Raw genomic sequence first — 20,575 nt, forward strand, 5'->3', positions numbered from 1 at the left:
CTTACGGCAGGGGCAGGGCCATCACGCGAAGCAAGCTAGGCAGGCCCCATCCTTGATTCGTAAGAGGAACGGGCTCCAAGCATGCGCTTAGCGCATCAAGACCACCTCCCCACTGTACACCTCCGTCTCCCCGTCTTTAAACCTAACCGCTGCAACGAAAGCATACACTCCGGCTGGCATTTGCTGCCCGCGGAAATTGCCATCCCAGCCGCCCGCGTTAACGTTAGGATCAAGGTTTTTGCCCTCAAATACCATTTGGCCGCCCCGGCTGAACACCCTCAGGTAGCCTACCTCCGCGACATCATTACCGGCAAATACCAAAAACTCGTCGTTCTGCCCATCCCCATTCGGGCTGAAAGCATTGGGGAGAAATACCTGCCGCTCCTTGCTGACCCGGACCCAGACCTCATCTTCCGCCCGGCACTGGCTCACTGTGTCCACGGCCACTACCCGGTACAAAGTGCTCAACTTAGGCGATACCCCCCACTCTGAGGCAGATTGGAAAAGCCCGCTACTGTCCTGCGCAGCCCACTCAAATACGGCAGTAGCTGAACTGGCCTGGGCCTGTAATATTACCGTGTCGCCCAGCCGGATTTCCTCGTCCGGCCCAGCAAAAACCAATAGCTCGGGCGCAGGGGCGACCAGCTGTTCCAACTCGGCCTCACAACCGGCTGAATCACGGACAACAACAGTGTACACCCCTGCAAAAAGCCCAGCCAACTTAGGAGATGAAGCAAACAGCACCCCATCGACAGCGTACTCGTATGGCGGTGTGCCGCCCACTACCGTATCGAAATTGATCACCCCGCCATTTTCCGGGCTCAGGCAGGTGATGTCCACTACAGATACCACCGGCTGCAGCGGCCCTGGCTCTGAAAGGTTGTACACGGCAGAATCCCGGCAGCCCCTTTCATTGGTAAGGGTAAGCCCGTAGGCGCCCGCAGCAAGCCCATTGACCTGAGCCCCCCCACTTCCATTTGACCAAGTATAAGCCACGGATTGAAAGGGGCCGCCGGGCAAGGCTTCCAATGCGCCGTCCGAATCGCCGGAGCAGCTGATGGCTGCTGCCAAAGCTATATCGGCTGTAAACGGGGCCACAGGCTGCGGCAAAAAGGCTTGTAGGGTATCTTGGCAGCCCGAGGCGTTGGTCAGCGTTACTTCGTAAGTGCCAGCTGACAGCCCTTCTATAATGGCCGCTGCCCCGCCGTTGGACCACTCAAACACCAAAGGCGCTTCATTCCCGCTCACAGCAAGCCGGCCATCGCCCCCACCAAAGCAGGAGACCTCCTGTAAGACCTCCACTGTACCGATCAGCTCGGCTGGCTCTTGCACGGCAAAAAACGTATCTGCAACACAGCCATTCCCATCTGTTACCGTAAGGGCATAGCTTCCTGCACACAGCCCCTCTGCCGACGGCCCATTCCCTCCGCCTTCCCACTCGATACTGTACGGCTGCACCCCACCAATTGGCGAAGCTTGCAGGCGGCCATCACAAAAACCAAAGCAACTGGCCCCGGCCGATTCCTCCAGAACAATCGCCAACGGTGCCGGCTCCTGGACTTCTACCGTAAAAACAGTATCCAAAATCCCATCTGTTACCGTAAGCGAATAGGCTCCGGCCCCCAGCCCGGCAAGGCTTGCCACTTCGTTATCTGCGGCCAATATACCAGTGCCGCCAGCCCCAACGCCAGCCGGCGCCCACGTATAGTCATAGGGGGCCAGGCCGCCAAGGACTGAAAAAGAAATCGTGCCTGTGGCACTGCCCTGGCAAAGGGCATCTTCTACCAAAACGGTAGGCAAAATGTTGTTGAGCAGGTCAGGCGTAAAACAAGTATCTGTGGTGCACCCTTGGCTGTCCGTTACGGTCAGGCAGCACGCTATACCACCTACCAAGGATTCATTCAGCGGCCCGGAGGTGCCGTTGCACCAGGAGAAAGTATAGCCACCTGCGCCACCTGAAGCGCTCGCCTGTGCAATGCCATTGGCATTCCCTTCCCCTACCCCAGGCTGCAACTGTTCGATATTCAGCACAATAGGCTCTAGCACGGTCAGGTTGGTCATTACGATGCTATCGCACCCCTGAAACAGGCTAAGGGTATCGGAATAGGTGCCTGCCTGCGTATAGGTAGAGCTGCCCACCTCGTAGGCCGATCCTGCACAAATCGTAGTATCAACGGTTGTCCTTGGGGTGATATCTCCTGCGTCTGACACCTGTAGGGAGAAAATCCCCCTGCCAAAACCGCCGTCCCCGTCTACCAAGACATAATACGTCTCTCCAGGATAGAGGCAACTGACCTGCAACGACTCGTCCCTATCCTCGAAAGTATAATTGCTGGCGATATGCTGAAAGAAACCGCTGCAGGTAGAAAAAGGGCGGTAGAGGGAAAGCTGCGCCCCAAGCGGCTGTGTCAGCGTATCAGCTATGGCCTCGATCAGCACATGGCCCGTAGGCGGAGCCTGAAAGGAGAACCAAACGGAGGCCTGAACAACGAAGGATGGGCTAAAGGGGTCGCCCACGCTGGTAGCGCAAAAATTGCTGTAAGGCTGGCCTGTAGCAACAGCCCCTCCTGTAGGCACGGCCCCGAGGCTGAGCGCATCACAGCGGTTGTCCGGTGCCTCGTCAACGTCTGTACTGTTGAGCGAAATGCCAAAAACACCTTCCTCAGAGCCCGGGCTGCTGAAAGCGCCATCTACCAGCACAAAGTACCGGGTATCGGGCTCAGGGCAGGACAAGCGCATGTAAACATCGGTGCGGTCGGTTGGAGCCGACCAGCTGACCAGTTCGAGGCTGCCGTCGCAATTGCCATTGTCTGAACGGTAGACAGCGACTTCCGCGTCGAAGTTGTCCCCTGTACCTTCTGGGTCTCCCAAAACTTCGATCCAAAGGACACTGCCTATATCTGGGCCGGTTGTAAATTCAAACCACACCCCGTTCTGATTAGAGAACCCTGCGCCCTCGTCTGCAGGGTCAGGCTCATTCTGATTGTTGGCGCAAAGGTTGCTGAACTGCCCCAGCCCAGCATCCCCTATCGTATCTCCCCGCACAAGCAGGCCGAGCCCTACCGCATCGCAGGGCAGATCGTTGTTCCCGGGCCCGGATACCGTTACTGCAAAAGACAGCTCCCCCGTAGTCGCCCCTGAGGAAGGCAAAGGCAAGGTATAAAAAACCGTATCTCCATGAGCAGGCACAGCAAAAGGGGCACAGGCTTGTTCCAGGCAATCGGGGGAAATGATACAGCCAAAAGGGATGATGGGGTCGTTCTCGAATGCGTAGAAACAGACTTGCACCTCCGTAGGGAGGGCATCGCCACAAGCGTAAGGCTCATTGTACTGCAGATTGGGCAGGGCGTTGAAGCAGCCGTCTGTTTGTAAAGGGTAAGTCAGCCGGCCTTGCCCATTGACTTCTACCTGCCAAAGCGGGTCTGGGGCAGAAAGGAAATCGGTGCAGCTCGTCTCCACCTCGGCACCGAGCACAATGACTTCTAAATTGAATTGGGCAAACGCAGCGGAAAAGCTACAGCACAGCAACAAGCACAGGGATAAAGATTTCATGTTTCCTTAAATTGGTTTTTTGATCCGGGCCTGCAGACAGCACCGGGGCAATGGAGTTGTTCACACATCAGGGGCCGCTGGCCAGGATGATGTGAAGTTGGCAATAAATCTATTCAGGGTGCAGATTGTGTGGGCAAGGGCATGGTCTGCCCTTTTACATTTCGCTAAAATCAGGAAGGATTTGTTATCAGCTGTGGGCAGATTTTGGAGATGGCTGCTCGCTCAAAGATAGGCAATAGAACGCTTTTGGCAAGTGCTAAAATAAAAAAAGCAGCACATAACTCAATGTATGTACTGCTTTTGTAGCCCGTACGGGATTCGAACCCGTGCTACCAGAATGAAAATCTGGCGTCCTAACCCCTAGACGAACGGGCCGGGGTTTAAATATTAGTGTGCAGTGGTTTGTAGTAGCCCGTACGGGATTCGAACCCGTGCTACCAGAATGAAAATCTGGCGTCCTAACCCCTAGACGAACGGGCCATGTGCACTCTAATATTTAAAGGATTGCAAAGCTAATGCTTACTTGTAACATTCAAAAGCTTTTTTTCAGCTCTTTTGCCATCCTATTGTCAAGCGTGGGCGCTTTAGCGCTGTCCTACTTGTGCCTTTCTTCAAAAGCGATGCAAATATAAACGCATTTTCAAGATAATGCCAAATAGAAATGTGTTTTTTTTCTACAATCGCATATCGCCCCTTTTGATGGGCTTTAAAATTGGATTACCCACACAGGAATTCCAACTTTATACGGTTTCTATTGGTTCATCAACAAGGAAATTTCTAAAAAAAGCTACAGGAGGAATTAATTATTGTTACTTTTACACTAAGTAATACTCAGCAGGGCACCTCTACCTGAAAAGCTTCAGCTCCTGCCGCAGTACTACTCCTGTTCTAAAAATTACAAAACTGCGAATCAACCATGGCAAAAAAAGTTGCAATCAACGGCTTTGGCCGTATCGGAAGACTGACTTTCCGCAACCTCCTGCAAAAAGAAGGCATCGAAGTCGTTGCGATCAATGACCTGACAGACAATCATACGCTTGCCCACCTGCTGAAGTACGATTCTGCGCAGGGGCCTTTTGACGGCACAGTGGAAGCTACTGAAGACGCCCTCATCGTCAACGGCAAGCGCATCAACGCCTATGCGGTACGCAACCCGGAAGAACTGCCATGGGCAGACTTGGGCGTAGACTTGGTCCTAGAGTGTACGGGCATTTTCCGCTCAAAGGACAAAGCGGGGCTGCACCTGAAAGCTGGCGCAAAAGACGTGGTCATTTCAGCGCCTGCCAAAGGCAGCGACGTACAAACGATTGTACTTGGCGTAAATGATGACGAGCTGGACCGCCGCGCCAACGTTTTCTCTAATGCTTCCTGCACCACCAACTGCCTGGCGCCTGTTGCCAAAATCATAACTGAAAACTGGGGCATCGAGGTAGGGTCTATGACGACTACGCACGCCTATACTTCTGACCAAAATATTCAGGACGCCCCCCACAGCGACCTGCGCCGCGCGCGGGCAGCTGCTTTCAATATCGTACCCACGAGCACTGGGGCAGCTTCTGCCACTGGCAAGGTGGTTCCTGCTGTCAAAGGTAAACTTTCTGCTATCGCTGTACGGGTGCCTGTCGTGACCGGCTCCATGATCGAGCTTAACGTCGTTACTGAAAAAGAGGCCACTGCTGAAGAGGTGAACGCCAAATTCAAAGCTGCCGCTGAAGGCCCAATGAAAGGTGTGCTGCAGTACAGCGAAGACCCTCTCGTGTCCAGCGATATCGTCCGCAACCCACACTCTTCCATCTTCGACAGCCTCATGACTGAAGTCAACGGCAGGATGTTGAAAGTGGTGAGCTGGTACGACAACGAGGCAGGCTACTCCGCCCGCCTTGCTGACCTAGCCCACTTGATCCTGACCAAGTAGGGTTTCAGAAAAAGGCTACAGCCACGGCGGGCAGAGGAAACCTCTGGCAGCCGTGGCTGTCCCCATTCCGGTGCCGCCTACGGCTGCCGCAGCCCCTTATTTTCTTCCTACCTCCACAAACCAGCCCCGTATGCAACTCAACTTCAAAGGCCGCAAAGCTCTTGTAAGGGTCGATTTCAATGTACCCCTCGACAAAGATTTCAAAATCACGGATGATACCCGGATCAGGGCAGCCCTCCCTACCCTAAAACACATCCTGGAACAAGGCGGCTCCGCCATACTGATGTCGCACTTGGGCCGCCCACTGAAGAAGCTCAAGGAAGATGGCAGCATCGACCGTGAGAAATTCACCCTGGGCCACGTCACGCAACATTTATCTAGCCTATTGGGCACAACCGTAGCGTTTTGCCCCGAAACCGTAGGCGAACAAGCTACCGCAATGGCAGCTGCACTGCAGCCCGGGCAAGTGCTCCTCTTGGAAAATACCCGTTTCAACGAAGGGGAGAAAAAAGGGGATGCTGGGTTTGCCCAAGCATTAGCTGCACTAGCCGACGTTTATGTAAACGATGCTTTCGGCACTGCCCACCGGGCACACGCCTCCACCACGACCGTAGCCCAATACTTTGGCACAGACGCCAAGTCGTTCGGATACCTGATGGAAGCAGAGATCAAAAATGCCAACAAAGTGCTCCACCACCCGGACCGCCCGCTGACTGCTATTATCGGCGGCGCTAAAGTATCGGACAAAATATTGCTGCTCGAACGCCTTATCGACTTTGTCGACCACCTCATCGTTGGCGGCGGCATGGCTTATACCTTCATGAAGGCGCAAGGCGGGCAGATTGGCAACTCCCTGGTAGAAAACGACCGCTTGGAGCTGGCCATCAGCCTGGTAGAAAAAGCCAAAGCCAAGGGCGTACAGCTTCTGCTCCCTGAAGACTCTGTGATTGCCGACGGCTTCAGCAATGATGCCAGCCACCGGGTGGCGCTCAGCCAAGATATACCCGATGGGTGGATGGGCCTCGACATTGGGCCAGCTGCCCGGGAGGCGTTCACCCAAGCCATCATGGCCTCCAAGACGCTGCTCTGGAACGGCCCGATGGGCGTCTTTGAAATGCCCAATTTTGCTAACGGCACCAAAACCATTGCAGAGGCAGTGGCTGCCGCCACAGCCAACGGCTCCTTCTCTCTCGTTGGCGGGGGCGATTCTGTCGCCGCAGTAAACCAAATGGGGCTGGCAGAACAAGTCAGTTATGTCTCTACAGGCGGAGGCGCTATGCTAGAGTTCCTGGAAGGCAAGGAGCTGCCGGGCATCAAAGCCATTACCGGATAGCCACGCCCCCAATGGGCAAGCCTTCAGCCTTATTGTCTGCACAGAAAAGCCATACCTGCCGGTATGGCTTTTTTTGGCTTGCAGGTATAACTTCCGGCCAGTATTTTACGTTGCAGATACTGGCCTTTCCGCCATAAAAAAGCTGATGCCCCAAAGAGGGCAATGCCAGGCCAATTCAAGATGAGCCCTCTGCACCCTCTTTGCTTAGTTGACCGCAACTTGTAACTGACATGACCCTACGACTTTCTCTACTGCTCCTGACGGCCTTATTTCTTGCCTTCGCGCTCCCTGAAAGCCATGCGCAGCGCATCGACCGCTACCAGAAAAAGCTCGAAGACATGAGGCGGGAGAACTGGCCGCCGGAACGTGGCTACGCTCGGATGAGCCTGGGCTACGCCCTGCAGCGGATTTTCAAACAGCACTGTGAGTACTGCGGCTTCTCCTCTCCTGCTGGCCGGCGCGACTACGTGCCTGAAGACATCAGCAAATTCCTCGGCCGGCGCGATCTGCGCACTGATGTCGAAATGGCGGACATCCGCGGGGGAGGCTTGCTCTACTACATTTTCACCGCTGATGATATCGAGCGGAAATTCGAAGATATCGACTACGCCCCAAGCCGGGTATTCAACCTGAGCAGTGTGGCCAATCAGTTTGTTGTACAACCAGACGAAAACTTTGATTCCTACTTCATGCACAAGACCTGCAGCGGCTACCTGCGCGCCGCTCTGGAAGCCGGTGTACAGCCACCCTATGCGGCCTTTCAGGCCGCCCTTGACACCGACCACCGCAGAGAATCGTCGGTAATTGCGCTCTCCGGGGCTTTTTCCTCCCCCCTCCGGTTCGTACTCGAAGCCAATGATTACCGCACCACAGAAGCCATGCTGAAGCTCTGGCGCTTTTATCAAGACTATCCCGAGTACATCGGCAACGCCTACTACCTTAGAGAATTTGAGGGGGTCATGCTCAAGCACCTGACTTCTGCAGAAGAAAATTACCGGATCGAAATGGAAGGCGGGCTCAACCTCAACGGCCCACTGCCCGCCCACCTGAATGCCAGCCTGGGGTTTGGCAAAGCGGGGCAGGCCAATTTCGCCGGCACAGATTGGGAAACCATCATCTATACCGAGTTCGACTACCCGAGGGATAAATGGCAACTGTTCAGCCCTCTGCCCGGGCCTGCAGAGGTGCAGGCCTACTTGCAGGGGATCAACCCGGTCTTTCAGCGCGCACAAGATCTCCCCCTCATGATTGAAGGTATTGAGCACAAACATTTCCTCATCGTAGAAGGCATACCGGAAGGTATGACCCAAAACTTTTGGGCCATCGAGTCGGTACAGCCCGGTGTTTACGACGGCACCCCCAGCCTGGCCGCAGAGCATTACTACGATGCAGAAAGCCAGACCGGCGGCTGCCGCTTTACCATTACTGGCCGCCCATTGTCTGCCAATTTTGATGGGCCCGTCGAAAAACGCCCTAGCAAACTGAATGCCCGGTACCGCATCCGGAGCAAAGAGCCCGTTGGGGGGCAATACCTCTATTTCGATATTGACGAAGAGATACAAACCAGCTCCCACCCTATTGCCGGCGTAGCCGACGGCCGGTTTGACCTCACCAAAAAAGATGGATGGGAATTTGCTTTCCAGTGGAAATTTGCCATCGAAATTGAAGACCGCTACAACCCGGTCAATTTCGATGCCAACCCCTACATCGGCAACTTGCTCGTCAGAAGGAGCGATAAGAACATGAACGTCAAAATCGTCAGCGTCGAGCCCGATAAACACCGCAAAAAGTTCTATGTGACCCTTGAGACCCAAGAGACTTACCCCTTGGAGCGCATTGACAATACTGCGATGCAGAGCTACAACCTGAGCCTCGACATCCACTTGGAAAGCGCTAGGACCGGCATAACGAGCGTGCGCCCCATCAAGGGCATTGTGCGCTTCCCTGTCATTAAGGATATTGTAAAGCCGGAAGAGCAGCCTACCGCTGAGAATACCCCTATTGAGAACAGCCCCACTGCTACGCGAAATGGCCTGCCCAATGCAGAGCCCGCCCCGCAAACGCCGCCCGCCCCGCTAGCCTACCCTATGGAAAAGCAGGCTCCACCGCCCAACGAAGGGAACAACCGCTAAAAAGGCCTCCGGGCTCACAAGAAAAGGGCATACCATGCAAATGGCCAGCGTTCAGGGCGCTGGCCATTTGCCAAAAGCTGTTGCCGAACGGGCGTGAACCAAAATGTCGCAGGCGTTTATGCTTTTGGGGCTCTAGCCTGGCATTGGCCTAGCGCTGCGAAGGGGCGGCAGGCCAATGCTATACTGAAGCCAAGGGCTGCGCCTCAGTGCCTTTTATTCTGCTTTGACTACAGCTCCAGCCTCAATGTGTGCAATGAGCTGATCCAATGCCCATGCATTGCTGATGTCAAAATCGCCCACCCGGGTGCGGCGCAGGGCAGTAAGGTAGCCGCCGCTATTGAGGGCTTTGCCAAAGTCATAGGCCAGAGAGCGGATATAAGTGCCTTTGCTGCAGCTTACGCTAAAATCAACCTCAGGGACGGCCACCCTTGTAAAGTCGAAGTTGTAGATATTCACAGTGCGCGGCTGCACCTCTACCACCTCCCCTTTACGGGCTTTTTTGTACAGCGGCTGGCCATCCACCTTTATCGCGCTGAACATAGGCGGCACCTGTTGCTGTTCGCCCAGAAACTGCAGGCGGGCTTCCTCCAGCATTTCAGGGGTAATGTGGCTAGTGGGGAAAGTCTCTTGTACTTCAGATTCTGCGTCGTAAGAAGGCGTAGTAGCGCCGAGGCGGATCGTACCGGTGTAGGACTTGGGCAGCCCTTGAAACTCATTTAAACGCTTGGTGAACTTGCCCGTACACAACACGAGCAGGCCCGTGGCCATAGGGTCGAGGGTGCCGGAGTGGCCCACCTTTATTTTTTTCACCCCTAACTGATGCTTGATTTTATAGCGGACTTTATTGACCACATCGAAGGAAGTCCAACCTTGAGGTTTGTCTATGAGGAGGACAGCCCCAGCTTTAAAGTCGTATTGCGGGAGAGGCGTATCTTCAGCATCCATAATTGCTGCTTCTGGCATGTTTGTATAAGTCGCTTTTTACGATGCTGTGATGGCCACTAGCACCGCTATTGCTGCAATGATAAAACAATATACGGAGAAGTAAATGAGTTTGCTGCGTTTTACCAGGCTGATCATCCATATACAGGCCAGGGCGCCCGTAATGAAGGCCGCAGCAAACCCAGCAGCCAAGGGGGCAGCTTGAGCGCTCGAAAAAGCCAGACCGCCATCCAGGATATCTTTGGCCATCTTGCCTAAGATGAGCGGCACGACCATCAAAAAAGAAAAACGGGCCGCCCGTTCGCGGTCTATCCCCAGCAGTACAGAAGTGGAGATGGTAGCCCCAGAACGAGAGATACCAGGCAAAATCGCGATAGCCTGTGCGATGCCTATGATGAATGCCTGCCCAAACCCCACCGGCTGATCCGTGTGCTGCGCACGGTCAGCCAACAGCAACAGCACTCCCGTGACCGCCAGCATAAGCCCCACCAACAGTATACGCTGCCCGAACAAAGCTTCTATTTGCGTTTCAAAAAGGAGGCCGACAAAGGCCGCAGGGATCATAGAGAGGATGATTTTCAGAGAGAAGCGCAGCTCCTCGTTCCACCTGAATTGGAAAAGGCCCTGCAGGATATCCCAAACGTCTTTCCGGAAAACCAGAAGCGTAGCCAGGGCCGTGGCGGCATGCAGGGTCACCGTCATCATCAGGCTTTCTTCGGCCATACTGTCGTCGCCCAGAATGTATTTAGCCAGCTCCAGGTGGCCGCTGCTGCTTACGGGCAGAAACTCGGTGAGCCCCTGAATGACCCCCAAGAGCACGCTATTGATTATTTCGTTCATAAAACTGACTTGTCACCCAAGCGTTGGAAACCAGGTTAGCTTGTACGTGGAGTAAGCGCTTCCTTTAAGCGGTTTAGCCGTGAGAACCAAGGATATATGCCTGCCTGCTGTGCCGGCAAGGCCCTGGCGGTACCGCTAAATGAAAATTTAGCGAGGAGGCAAGGCCCATAAAGCGTTGATTGGCAATAGGCGCAAGCTCCAAGCATGCGCGAAGTGATCAAAACTTTTTAAAGATGGCATATACCTCAAGGGCAAGGCCCGCGAGCATGACCACAGGAGCGAGCACTGTGCGGCGGAAAGAATAAATGACGCTGTCGTCCCAAACATCAGAGGAGGGCATCTCGCCACCTGCCATGAGGATGAGCCCAAGGAATACAAGCCCCAGCCCGGCCGCGATCAGTATGTAATTTTGCTTGCCCAGCTCCAAGGCTGTTTCACCTGCACTGTTGTCTGCCGCAGCAGACCTGCGTGCAGTTGTCGGTGTGACTTCCGGTTTCGTAGTCGTCACCACTACTTTCTTTTTTACGGGTTTCCCTTTGCTCATATTTTTGGTATTTGAGAGCTTTCTTGGAGCGGTTCCATTGTAAAAATCAAGTATTTAGCCTGCCTGCTGTGCCAGCATGGCCGAGCTGATTTGCAATAGGAACGAGCCCCAAACATGCTCTGAGTTCAATAAAGGTCATCTACCCGCATGCGCAGGTATTTGCGCACCACATAATAGGTGCTCAATGCATTGATAACGCCCCCGAGTAGCATAAGCAGCCCTCCAAGCAGGGCTTTATCGCTCCAGCCCTTGAGGAGGCTCAGCCCAACAGCGCTTTGCTCTACCCAAGCCGCCAGCAGCATTAGCGCTAAGAAGGCGGCTAACCCGCTCAGCGCACCGTGCCAGACTGCGCGCTTGAGAAACGGCCGGCTGATGAACTCCCAAGAAGCCCCGACCAGTTCCATATTTTTGATCAGGAAGCGGTTGGCATACAGGGCCAGCCGCACGGTATTGTGGATAAGGGCCACAGCCACGGCGGTAAACAATGCTAAGATTGCCAAAGCAGCCCAAGCGATAGCCTTCGCATTGCGGGCAATATCTGCGATCAGGTTCTCCTGATAGTATACATCCGCTACCCCTTCCCGTTCAATCAAGCGCTTCCTAATTTTAGCAAGGCTGTCGGACTCCATATAAGCCGACTCTACATTGAAGGTGATGACATCGTACAAGGGGTTGGGCAGATCGAGCTTGAGGAAATCGTCGCCAAACTCCTTGCGCATCAGTTCGGCCGCCTTTTCTTTGCTGATGAAAGTGGCTGAGCCTTCCCGCACATAGGGCAGCCGGTTGATTTCAGCGGTCAGGGCCTCGCCCTGCTCCCCTCCGAGGCTGTTCAGCTCAGCAATCAGGTTGACCTGCTCCTTGAGCTGCTTGATCAGCAAGCGGGCATTGACGACAGTGAGCACAAAAAAACCTAATGTGAACAACACGATCGCCACACTGCCTACCGAGGTCCAGTAATTGGGGCGGTGCTCCCGGGGAGGCCTTGGCGGGGCGGCATCTGACATACGCTCGATGATGATGATTAATAGTGACGGCTGAAGCCAAAGGACAAAATTAGGAAATATCATTCAAACGGCGGGGCAGGCAGGCACGCAATACTTGGTTTATAGCCCGCTTACCCAAGATCCAGCCCTACAGCTGCTCCGCATTGTGATGCCCGGCTTGCCCTTTTCGCACCTCAATGCGATGAAAATACGGCTCATGCTAAGGCCTGCACTGCTTACTGCGCTTTGCGCTCCATGTCATCCATGAGGCGTTCGGTCTTGCGCACCAAGGTCTCCCAGTCTTCTTCCAATTGTTTCTTATCCGCGCTGTCCAGCTGCCGGGCCGGCTGCGGCTCATCGTAGCCCTCGGGGGCAGGCTCGCCGCGCAGCTGCTCTGTGAGCCTGCGCTGAGACTGCTCCAAGTCGGCAATCTGGTCGAGCAGCTCTTTGTTGTCTTCCAACTGAGCAGCCTTGCCCTTCAGATCATCAATGAGGCCGCCGATTTTATCTACTGCCTCATCGTATTTGCCCTCGTCAAACTTTTGCTTTTCTGCCTTGAGCAGATCGAAAGCCGAGCGGGTCAGGTCACGTACATTGGTAAATATCTCTTTGGACTGTGCTTTCTCCTCGGGGGTGCCAAAAAAGTAATTGTACACCAGAATGCCGGCCACCAGGAACAAACCCAACTTGATCAAACTTCGTAACATGCTCTTTTTCGGGTAAAGATATAATTTGCTGCCCACACCTTAATACCGGGCACAGCCCAAAATGTCGCAAGCTTTAGCACGGCCATGGCATCGGCCTAGCGCTGCGGAGGGGCGGCAGGCCTGATAAGGCCGAGCGAAGAGCGAGCCCCGCAGCATAGCGGCACCTGCCGTCGGGCAGGGGCAGGCCCCTATCCTTGCGGAGGGGGCAAGCCCCACAAAATGGGCCATCCGGTTTGCGGGGCTCTCGCTAAGCCGTCGGAAGGATTGCCCCCTTGCAGCCGGCCCGGGCGTTTATTCCCAAGCGCATAGCAGAGCCCTTTTGCCAGTTTTTCTCTATTTTCGCGCCCTGAGCCACTGCACCGAACCACATGGGAACTTCTTGCCCTTTGTGTGCAGTTATTTTCAAATTCAGAACAGAACCCTCAGCCGTATGGAATACAAGCCTGGAGCGATTGAAGCCAAAATCAAAGCTTTCTGGGACAAGGAGCAGATTTACCGTGTCGAAGCGGATGAAGACAAGCCCAAATACTATGTCCTGGACATGTTCCCCTACCCTTCCGGGTCAGGGCTTCACGTAGGCCACCCGCTGGGCTATATCGCCTCCGATATATATGCCCGCTACAAAAGGCTGACCGGCTACAACGTGCTGCACCCTATGGGGTACGATGCATTTGGCCTGCCGGCAGAGCAATATGCCATTCAAACTGGCGTGCACCCTGCCAAGTCTACCGCGGAGAACATCAAGCGCTACCGGGAGCAATTGGACAATATCGGTTTCAGCTTTGACTGGAGCCGGGAAGTGCAGACCTGTGACCCTGCTTTCTACAAATGGACGCAGTGGATATTCATGCAGTTGTTCAACCACTATTACGACAAAGACGCCGACAAGGCTTTGCCCATTGATGCCCTGACAGCCAAGCTGGCCATGGAGGGGAACCGCGGGGTCAATGCTGTATGCGATGAGGAGACACCGGCCATCTCCGCAGCCGACTGGAACGGTATGAGCGAAAAAGAGCAGCAGCTGTTCTTGCTCCATTACCGCCTTACTTTCCCAGAAGAGAGCTACGTCAATTGGTGCCCTGCTATGGGCACAGTGCTCTCCAACGACGAAGTGAAGGATGGCGTGAGCGAGCGGGGCGGCTACCCCGTGGAGCGCAAGCTCATGAAGCAATGGAGCATGCGCATTACGGCCTACGCCGACCGCCTGCTCTATGGGCTGGACCATATCGACTGGCCGGAAAGCCTGAAAGAGCAGCAGCGCAACTGGATCGGCCGTTCTCAGGGGGCTAGCGTCAAGTTCCCGCTGGCACAAGATGAAAACCGGAAGATTGAAGTCTTTACGACCCGCGTGGACACCATATACGGCGTTTCCTTTATGGTTTTGGCCCCTGAGCACGATTGGGTAGCCGAGCTGACTACCCCCGAGCAAGAGGAGGAGGTGAGCCAATATGTGAAGTGGGCGGGCTCGCGCTCTGAGGTGGAGCGCATGGCTGAAGTCAAACAGGTCACAGGGGCCTTTACCGGCAGCTACTGCATCAACCCTGTCAATGGAGAGAAAGTGCCGATCTATATTGCCGACTATGTGCTTGCCGGCTATGGGACCGGCGCTGTCATGGCGGTCCCTTCTGGCGATCAGCGCGACTGGAGCTTCGCCTCCCACTTTGGCCTGCCCATTATACCCATACTAGACGCACAACAGGATATCGGCCAACAAGCGGATGCGACCAAGGACGGGCGCTACATCAACTCGGGCATGATCAACGGCCTGACGTATGCAGAAGCGGTGCCCAAGCTCATTGGCTGGCTGGAGGAAAAAGGCTTGGGCCGGGGCAAAATCCAATACCGGCTGCGCAATGCCGTGTTCAGCCGCCAACGGTACTGGGGCGAGCCGGTGCCTGCCTATTGGAAAGACGGCGTGCCCTACCTGATCGAGGAATCGGAGCTGCCCCTGCTTTTGCCGAAAGTCGACAAATACCTGCCCACCGAGACTGGGGAGCCGCCCTTAGGGCGTGCCACAGACTGGAAGTACAAGGGGGAATATGAGTACGAACTGAGCACTATGCCGGGCTGGGCGGGCTCTTCCTGGTATTTCTACCGCTATATGGACCCCGGCAATGAGGAAGCCTTCGCTTCTGGTGAAGCCCTGAAATATTGGAAGTCGGTAGATTTGTACATGGGCGGCTCGGAGCATGCCGTTGGGCACCTGCTCTACAGCCGTTTTTGGAACCACTTCCTGTTTGACCTGGGCTTGGTGCCTGAGCGGGAGTATGCCAAAAAGCTGATCAATCAGGGGATGATCCAAGGTGTGATCGAGTCTATTTACCTGGATAAAAACAGCACGGCGCCCCGCCGGTTCGTCTCAGCAGATAGGATTGGCCACTACCCTGATGCCGACTGGGCGATGATCCCTGTACATGTAGATTTTGTAACGGACTATGGCAAAGCAGAATCCTACCTGAACGCGGAGGGCATTCAGCAATTCCTCAGCTGGAGGGCAGAGTATCAGGGCGCAGAGTTCGTCACCAATGATCAAGGGCAGCTCGTAACGCATAGCGAAGTGGGCAAAATGTCCAAGTCTAAGTTCAATGTGATCAACCCAGACGATGTGGTGGCCAAGTACGGTGCGGATTGCTTCCGGATGTACGAAATGTTCTTGGGCCCCATTGAGCAGTCTAAGCCATGGGATATTCAGGGCATTGACGGGGTGTTCAAGTTCCTTCGCCGGTTCTATGAGCTTTTTACGGACGAGCATGGGCAGATCAGCCTCAGCACGGAACCCCCGACTAAGGAGGAGTACAAAGTGCTGCACCAGGCCATACAAAAAGTACGGCAAGACGTAGAGCGGTTCTCGTTCAACACCTGTGTGAGCGCCTTTATGATTGCGGCCAATGAGCTCCGCAAGCTGAAATGCAACAAACGGGGCATCTTGGAGCCCATGGCTGTCCTGCTGGCCCCTTTCGCCCCCTTCCTCGCCGAGGAGATCTGGCAGAGCCTGGGCAATGCGGGCAGTGTACACCGCGACGGGCAGTACCCTGAGCTGGACGAAAGCTACCTCAAAGAGGACAGCATAGATTACCCTATCGCCATCAATGGCAAAACGCGGGCCACGGCTTCCTTCCCGGCAGATGCAGAAAAGGCGGCTATCGAAAAAGCAGCACCGGAGCTGGAGGCCATACAAAAATGGCTGGAAGGGAAAACCATCCGCAAAGTGATTGTCGTCCCGAAAAGGATGATCAACATCGTAGTGGGGTAAATACAGGTACACCCTGTTGCCCCTTACCTCCTTCCTGCCCCGGCCAACCCTTCTGGCCGGGGCATTGTTTTAACTTTTTGGCTCGGGCCCTTGGGCCCCTGCCCATTCATCAAAACCCTCTCCCCCATGTCTACTGCTGTACGTTTCTTGTCCGTGCTATTCTTGTGCCCTTTGGCGCTTTCGCTAAAAGCCCAGCCCTTGGTCAGTGCCGATTCGCTCATGGCCCATGTCTACTACCTTGCCAGCGATAGCCTGCAGGGGCGGCGCACCGGAGCGCCCGGCAATGCAGCAGCCCGGGCCTATATCCGCAACCGCTTTGACGCCTATGAGCTGAAAACGTTCGAGAGCGGGCGGGAAGCCCCATTCAAATTTTTCAACCGCTGGATGCAAAAGACTTTTGAAGGCGTCAATGTTGTCGGTTATGTAGAAGGGGACACCTTCCCGGCCCAGTATATCGTCATCAGCGCCCACTATGACCACGTTGGCGTAAGGGACGGGGCGGTTTACAATGGGGCTGACGACAACGCCTCTGGTAGTGGCGCACTATTGGAGCTCGCCCGCTACTTCAAAAAACATCCGGCCCGCCACAGCCTCATCTTCGCCGCATTCGATGCTGAAGAGCTCGGGCTGCAAGGCGCAGCACATTTCGTAGATGAGCCGCCCGTGCCCCTCGATCAGATTGTCTTGAACCTAAATATGGATATGGTGGGCCGGAACAAAAGCCACGAGCTCTACCTCTGCGGCCCGGGGCACTATCCTCACCTCAAGCCAGCGCTGCAGGCGCTGGGCGGAAAGCAGGAGGGGATTAAGGTGTCCTTTGGGCACGAAACGCCAGAACCAGGGCCCGCTGATGATTGGACTTCCGCCTCAGACCACGGCCGTTTCCATGCTGTAGGCATCCCCTTCGTCTACTTCGGCGTAGAGGACCACCCCGATTACCATCAACCGGGGGACGATGCCGAAAAGATCATGCCTGACTTTTACCTGCAGGCTGCCGACTTCATCCGGCAATCCATAATCGCCCTTGACGGGCTGCAGCTTGGCACCGAAAGGGAATAAAAGGAGGCCGTAAATGAAAAAGCGCCTGCTACCGGAGATGCCCGGGCAGGCGCTAAATTTTGTTTTCCTTCAAATAGCAGTGCGCTGCGCAGCCAGCGGTTTAGAGCGTGCTGGGAGTTTGGCCTTCTAGCCGAAAATTAGTGCCTCAAGCCATTTTTTGATCAGACGAGGCCCGAAAACCGGAGTTTAGCGAAAGTTTCGGGGCGAAGTACAAGCGAAAAAGTGTCCCGCTATCTAGCGGGACAGACCGGTCACTAAAGTCCCAACACGCTCTTAATTATCCATAGCCGTAAGCTCCATATAGGTCTCTAGTTTCCCGTTGCTGCTGTAAGACTCTGAACGGACCACCCCCACTCCGTCTGCATAATACTCCACAGATTTAAACTTCCGGGTCATCATCATTTTGATTTCCGATTCCTGGGAGATCTTGTAACAGTCGAAAGTGCCAGCGGCAGTGGTCACCTTTTCTTTCGCTTCCACCTTCCGGTTGGTGATCCGCACCGTCATATTGATGATGGTCAGCCCGCTCGTGCCTGCAGAGATGGTCGTGCTCGCGTCCGGCAGCTCTTCGCCCACGTTGAGGGTAGCCGGTATGCTCAGGGCATCCCCCTCCACCGTCACTTCCATGCCATCAAAAGACTGCTGCATGGCAGGGTTGAGCATGGAATTGACATCCATCAAAAGTTGATTGTCCTGGCAGAGCACCTCAAAAGTGCCAGAAAATTGCTCTTTCCCTTTTTTGTCTTTTAAGACCGATACCACCTCTGCCCTGAGGCCGGCCCCGCTTGTAGCGACAGCTGAAATGGTATTCTCCTGAATGTTCTCCACCTTCCCCTTAGGGCTGTAGGTGGTATACTCCATCGTAACCCCCTCTTTAAAAGGGAAAAAGTTGTTGCACAAGTCTTGCCCTTGGGCAGAAAAACTGGCCGCGAACAAGGCCAACAAAAACGTAATTTTCTCGAGCTGCATGATTGGGTAATATTTAGTAGTCAGTATGTCGGTGTATAGAGCAGCTTCCCCTCCCGAATCCACAGGGGCTAGCGTTAAAGCGAAGTTAAGAAAGCCGGTAGTGGTAGAACTCCGTTTAAAGGCAAAAAATTATTTAGCCCTCCAGTTTTCTAACGGATAGCGCCAAAGCCCACCAGCCCCCCTTTTTTTGGCTTCCCATTGGAGCCTGCCCCTGCCGCAAGGAGGGCTGTAAAGTTTGGGGCTCCCCCTGCCCAGCGGCAGGGGGCGCTATGCTGCGGGGCTCGCTGTCCGCTCGGCCCTAACGGGCTTCCCACCCCTCCGCAGCGCTAGCCCGATGCCATCCTGTGGCCAATACAACCTGAATGGCTGCAACATCTGGGTTTCCGCTCCTAGCACCTGCCCGGCTCCACTGAACCCCAAATCCTTTTTTGTAATTTGTTGTTCTGCCTTTGATTGCTCAAATCCGCATCTGATTGACCACCGAAATTGATATGGTATGAAAAACCTCTTCCTTTTTTTATTCCCCTTTATCATGCTCAGCAGTAGCGGGGCCGCCCAAACCAACCTGCTGCTTACCAACCCGGAAGCCCTTGATGCGCTAAAAGGCTTGCATGCCCCTGAAGATTACCTGCCGGAAATCGTCATTAGCCAGCCTGCTGACATCTTCGAACGCATTGTGGCAGAAGTCAGCCCGGACTCGCTGAAGGCCTACCTGGAAGCCCTGCGCGCTTTTGAAAACCGGAACACTGGCGCAGACACCCTGAGCGAGACTTTTGGCATGGGCGCCGCCCGCCGATGGGCGCATGGCAAGATGGCCTCATTTTCCGAAAGGCAGGCTGGCCGGCTGCTCACCGGCTACTTCCAATTTGACCAGGACATCTGCGGCATGGGCCGCCACAGGAATGTAGTGGGCGTATTGCCTGGGGCCGGGCCCCACCGGTCAGAGGTCGTGCTGGTAGAAGCACATATGGACAGCCGGTGCGAAGAGGCTTGTGATACCGATTGCCTGGCAGAGGGCATGGAGGACAACGGCAGCGGCACTGCGCTTGTCCTCGAGCTGGCCCGAGTCATGAGCAGCTTCACCTTCGACCGTACCCTTGTCTTCATGATTACGACAGGAGAAGAGCAAGGCCTTTTTGGCGCTAATGCCTTTGCCGAATTTGCCGAGCAGGAGGGCATTGACCTGTATGGCGTGTACAACAACGATATCGTAGGCGGCATCATCTGTGGGCAGACCGCCTCCCCTCCGGGCTGTCCGGGGCTCAATGAAATTGACAGCATCAACGTGCGCATCTACTCAGCGGGCGGCGGGGTCTTCGGTGCTTCCTCCTCCCGCCTGCTGGCCCGTTTCACCCGCCTGCAATACGAGGAGAACATAGCCCCGATCGTCCCAGTCGTCTCACAGATCAACATCATCTCACGGGAAGACCGGGCCGGGCGGGGCGGTGACCATATCCCCTTCCGGCAACGCGGCTACGCTGCGCTCAGGTTCACCTCTGCCAACGAGCACGGCAATGGCAACCCCTCTACCGATGACTACCATGACCGGCAGCATACCATGGAGGATATCCTAGGGGTAGACACGGACGGGGACAACGTGCTCGACAGCTTTTTTGTCGACTTCAACTACCTCGCCCGCAATACCGTCATCAACGGCACGACCATGGCGGCCAGTGCTATGGGGCCGCCCACTGTTGATGATTTCGAGCTAGAACCCACTACGGCGGGGCTGAGATACCGCATTTCCGCGCCTGATGGCGCAGGCCCCTTCCGGCTGGGCATCCGTGCTTTCGATAGCGAGACGACCTACTTTGACACCCTGCTCACCGTTACCGAAGCAGAAGACACCCTTTCCTGGCTGGAGGATGGCACTGTCTACCTTGCAGCGGCAGCCACTATCGACAGCAACGGGATTGAGAGCCATTTCTCTGACGAAGGCTTTGCCAACCTTACTACCACTGCACAAGAGATCAAAACCTATCCGGGGCTTACGCTCCTGCAAAACCGCCCTAACCCTTTTGACGAGGCCACCACTATTGGGGTGCACGTAGGGCAGCCTGTCAGCTACAAAAGCGCGCAGCTGAGGGTAACTGATGTACAGGGCCGGCCTCTAAAACAATTTGACATTGAGCTCAAGCCGGGGCTGGTACAAGTGCTGTATGGGTATGAGCACCACCAATACGCAAGAGGCACCTACTACTATAGCCTGATTGTTGATGGGCAGGTGATCGATACCAAAGCCATGATATACGCCTATTGAGCGCCCAATATGTCCTGCAGGTAACAAATGCTGCAGGGCCGCCACAACAAGGCAGCAATAGGCGGGGTTATGATAGGGAACTTAAC

Annotated in this window: 13 protein-coding genes and 2 tRNA genes; 6 read left to right on the top strand and 9 right to left on the bottom strand. The window is 55.0% G+C overall.

The window, feature by feature from the left end; translation table 11 throughout:
• Positions 1 to 87: 87 nt before the first annotated feature.
• The 3 genes from FRY97_RS12055 to FRY97_RS12065 all read right to left on the bottom strand — a co-directional run bounded on the left by FRY97_RS12055 (position 88) and on the right by FRY97_RS12065 (position 4,032).
• Positions 88 to 3,552 (bottom strand): T9SS type B sorting domain-containing protein, encoded by a 3,465-nt coding sequence (locus FRY97_RS12055; RefSeq protein ID WP_147167791.1) that lies wholly within the window; start codon positions 3,550 to 3,552, stop codon positions 88 to 90.
• 303 nt (positions 3,553 to 3,855) lie between these two features.
• Positions 3,856 to 3,927 (bottom strand) — tRNA-Glu (locus tag FRY97_RS12060).
• A gap of 33 nt (positions 3,928 to 3,960) precedes the next feature.
• Positions 3,961 to 4,032 (bottom strand) — tRNA-Glu (locus tag FRY97_RS12065).
• A 436-nt stretch (positions 4,033 to 4,468) separates the two neighbouring features.
• Between FRY97_RS12065 and gap the strand changes: the two genes are divergently transcribed.
• The 3 genes from gap to FRY97_RS12080 all read left to right on the top strand — a co-directional run bounded on the left by gap (position 4,469) and on the right by FRY97_RS12080 (position 8,932).
• Positions 4,469 to 5,467 (top strand): type I glyceraldehyde-3-phosphate dehydrogenase, encoded by a 999-nt coding sequence (gap, locus tag FRY97_RS12070; protein WP_147167792.1) that lies wholly within the window; start codon positions 4,469 to 4,471, stop codon positions 5,465 to 5,467.
• Between the two features lie 130 nt (positions 5,468 to 5,597).
• Positions 5,598 to 6,800: a phosphoglycerate kinase gene (locus FRY97_RS12075; RefSeq protein ID WP_147167793.1), complete on the top strand. Its 1,203-nt coding sequence runs from the start codon at positions 5,598 to 5,600 to the stop codon at positions 6,798 to 6,800.
• A 230-nt stretch (positions 6,801 to 7,030) separates the two neighbouring features.
• Positions 7,031 to 8,932, top strand: a complete 1,902-nt coding sequence (locus tag FRY97_RS12080) for a hypothetical protein (protein ID WP_147167794.1) — start codon at positions 7,031 to 7,033, stop codon at positions 8,930 to 8,932.
• Positions 8,933 to 9,145: 213 nt separating this feature from the next.
• On the opposite strand, the gene truB is transcribed toward FRY97_RS12080, so the two are convergent.
• The 5 genes from truB to FRY97_RS12105 form a co-directional block, all read right to left on the bottom strand.
• A complete protein-coding gene (gene truB / locus FRY97_RS12085) occupies positions 9,146 to 9,895 on the bottom strand; it encodes a tRNA pseudouridine(55) synthase TruB (protein ID WP_246141704.1) in 750 nt (249 codons plus the stop codon).
• 18 nt (positions 9,896 to 9,913) lie between these two features.
• Positions 9,914 to 10,714, bottom strand: coding sequence for an undecaprenyl-diphosphate phosphatase (locus FRY97_RS12090; protein WP_147167795.1), 801 nt, complete (start codon positions 10,712 to 10,714; stop codon positions 9,914 to 9,916).
• Positions 10,715 to 10,931: 217 nt separating this feature from the next.
• On the bottom strand, positions 10,932 to 11,258 hold the full coding sequence (locus FRY97_RS12095) for a DUF3098 domain-containing protein (RefSeq protein WP_147167796.1): 327 nt from the start codon (positions 11,256 to 11,258) through the stop codon (positions 10,932 to 10,934).
• Between the two features lie 125 nt (positions 11,259 to 11,383).
• The gene (locus tag FRY97_RS12100; protein WP_147167797.1) at positions 11,384 to 12,325 is read right to left on the bottom strand and encodes a cell division protein FtsX; all 942 of its coding nucleotides are present in this window, start codon (positions 12,323 to 12,325) and stop codon (positions 11,384 to 11,386) included.
• A 152-nt stretch (positions 12,326 to 12,477) separates the two neighbouring features.
• On the bottom strand, positions 12,478 to 12,948 hold the full coding sequence (locus FRY97_RS12105; RefSeq protein WP_147167798.1) for a hypothetical protein: 471 nt from the start codon (positions 12,946 to 12,948) through the stop codon (positions 12,478 to 12,480).
• 430 nt (positions 12,949 to 13,378) lie between these two features.
• On the opposite strand from FRY97_RS12105, the gene leuS reads away from it, so the two are divergent.
• Both leuS and FRY97_RS12115 read left to right on the top strand, forming a co-directional pair.
• Positions 13,379 to 16,201, top strand: a complete 2,823-nt coding sequence (leuS, locus tag FRY97_RS12110; protein ID WP_147167799.1) for a leucine--tRNA ligase — start codon at positions 13,379 to 13,381, stop codon at positions 16,199 to 16,201.
• Positions 16,202 to 16,327: 126 nt separating this feature from the next.
• A complete protein-coding gene (locus FRY97_RS12115; protein ID WP_147167800.1) occupies positions 16,328 to 17,260 on the top strand; it encodes a M28 family peptidase in 933 nt (310 codons plus the stop codon).
• A gap of 273 nt (positions 17,261 to 17,533) precedes the next feature.
• Here FRY97_RS12115 and FRY97_RS12120 read toward each other — a convergent pair whose 3' ends face one another.
• Positions 17,534 to 18,229 (bottom strand): TapB family protein, encoded by a 696-nt coding sequence (locus FRY97_RS12120; RefSeq protein WP_147167801.1) that lies wholly within the window; start codon positions 18,227 to 18,229, stop codon positions 17,534 to 17,536.
• 496 nt (positions 18,230 to 18,725) lie between these two features.
• Here FRY97_RS12120 and FRY97_RS12125 point away from each other — a divergent pair, with 496 nt between their 5' ends.
• Positions 18,726 to 20,489 carry a M28 family peptidase gene (locus FRY97_RS12125; protein ID WP_147167802.1) on the top strand — a complete coding sequence of 588 codons (1,764 nt, stop codon included), beginning with the start codon at positions 18,726 to 18,728 and terminating at the stop codon, positions 20,487 to 20,489.
• Positions 20,490 to 20,575: the final 86 nt, after the last annotated feature.

It is taken from the genome of Phaeodactylibacter luteus (genome assembly GCF_007993045.1).
Taxonomy (GTDB): domain Bacteria; phylum Bacteroidota; class Bacteroidia; order Chitinophagales; family Saprospiraceae; genus Phaeodactylibacter; species Phaeodactylibacter luteus.

What these genes read in the sequence shown, in the direction of transcription:
- FRY97_RS12055 (WP_147167791.1), bottom strand. Translation starts at nt 3,552, where the DNA reads ATGAAATCTTTATCCCTGTGCTTGTTGCTGTGCTGTAGCTTTTCCGCT.
- gap (WP_147167792.1), top strand. Translation starts at nt 4,469, where the DNA reads ATGGCAAAAAAAGTTGCAATCAACGGCTTTGGCCGTATCGGAAGACTG.
- FRY97_RS12075 (WP_147167793.1), top strand. Translation starts at nt 5,598, where the DNA reads ATGCAACTCAACTTCAAAGGCCGCAAAGCTCTTGTAAGGGTCGATTTC.
- FRY97_RS12080 (WP_147167794.1), top strand. Translation starts at nt 7,031, where the DNA reads ATGACCCTACGACTTTCTCTACTGCTCCTGACGGCCTTATTTCTTGCC.
- truB (WP_246141704.1), bottom strand. Translation starts at nt 9,895, where the DNA reads ATGCCAGAAGCAGCAATTATGGATGCTGAAGATACGCCTCTCCCGCAA.
- FRY97_RS12090 (WP_147167795.1), bottom strand. Translation starts at nt 10,714, where the DNA reads ATGAACGAAATAATCAATAGCGTGCTCTTGGGGGTCATTCAGGGGCTC.
- FRY97_RS12095 (WP_147167796.1), bottom strand. Translation starts at nt 11,258, where the DNA reads ATGAGCAAAGGGAAACCCGTAAAAAAGAAAGTAGTGGTGACGACTACG.
- FRY97_RS12100 (WP_147167797.1), bottom strand. Translation starts at nt 12,325, where the DNA reads ATGATATTTCCTAATTTTGTCCTTTGGCTTCAGCCGTCACTATTAATC.
- FRY97_RS12105 (WP_147167798.1), bottom strand. Translation starts at nt 12,948, where the DNA reads ATGTTACGAAGTTTGATCAAGTTGGGTTTGTTCCTGGTGGCCGGCATT.
- leuS (WP_147167799.1), top strand. Translation starts at nt 13,379, where the DNA reads ATGGAATACAAGCCTGGAGCGATTGAAGCCAAAATCAAAGCTTTCTGG.
- FRY97_RS12115 (WP_147167800.1), top strand. Translation starts at nt 16,328, where the DNA reads ATGTCTACTGCTGTACGTTTCTTGTCCGTGCTATTCTTGTGCCCTTTG.
- FRY97_RS12120 (WP_147167801.1), bottom strand. Translation starts at nt 18,229, where the DNA reads ATGCAGCTCGAGAAAATTACGTTTTTGTTGGCCTTGTTCGCGGCCAGT.
- FRY97_RS12125 (WP_147167802.1), top strand. Translation starts at nt 18,726, where the DNA reads ATGAAAAACCTCTTCCTTTTTTTATTCCCCTTTATCATGCTCAGCAGT.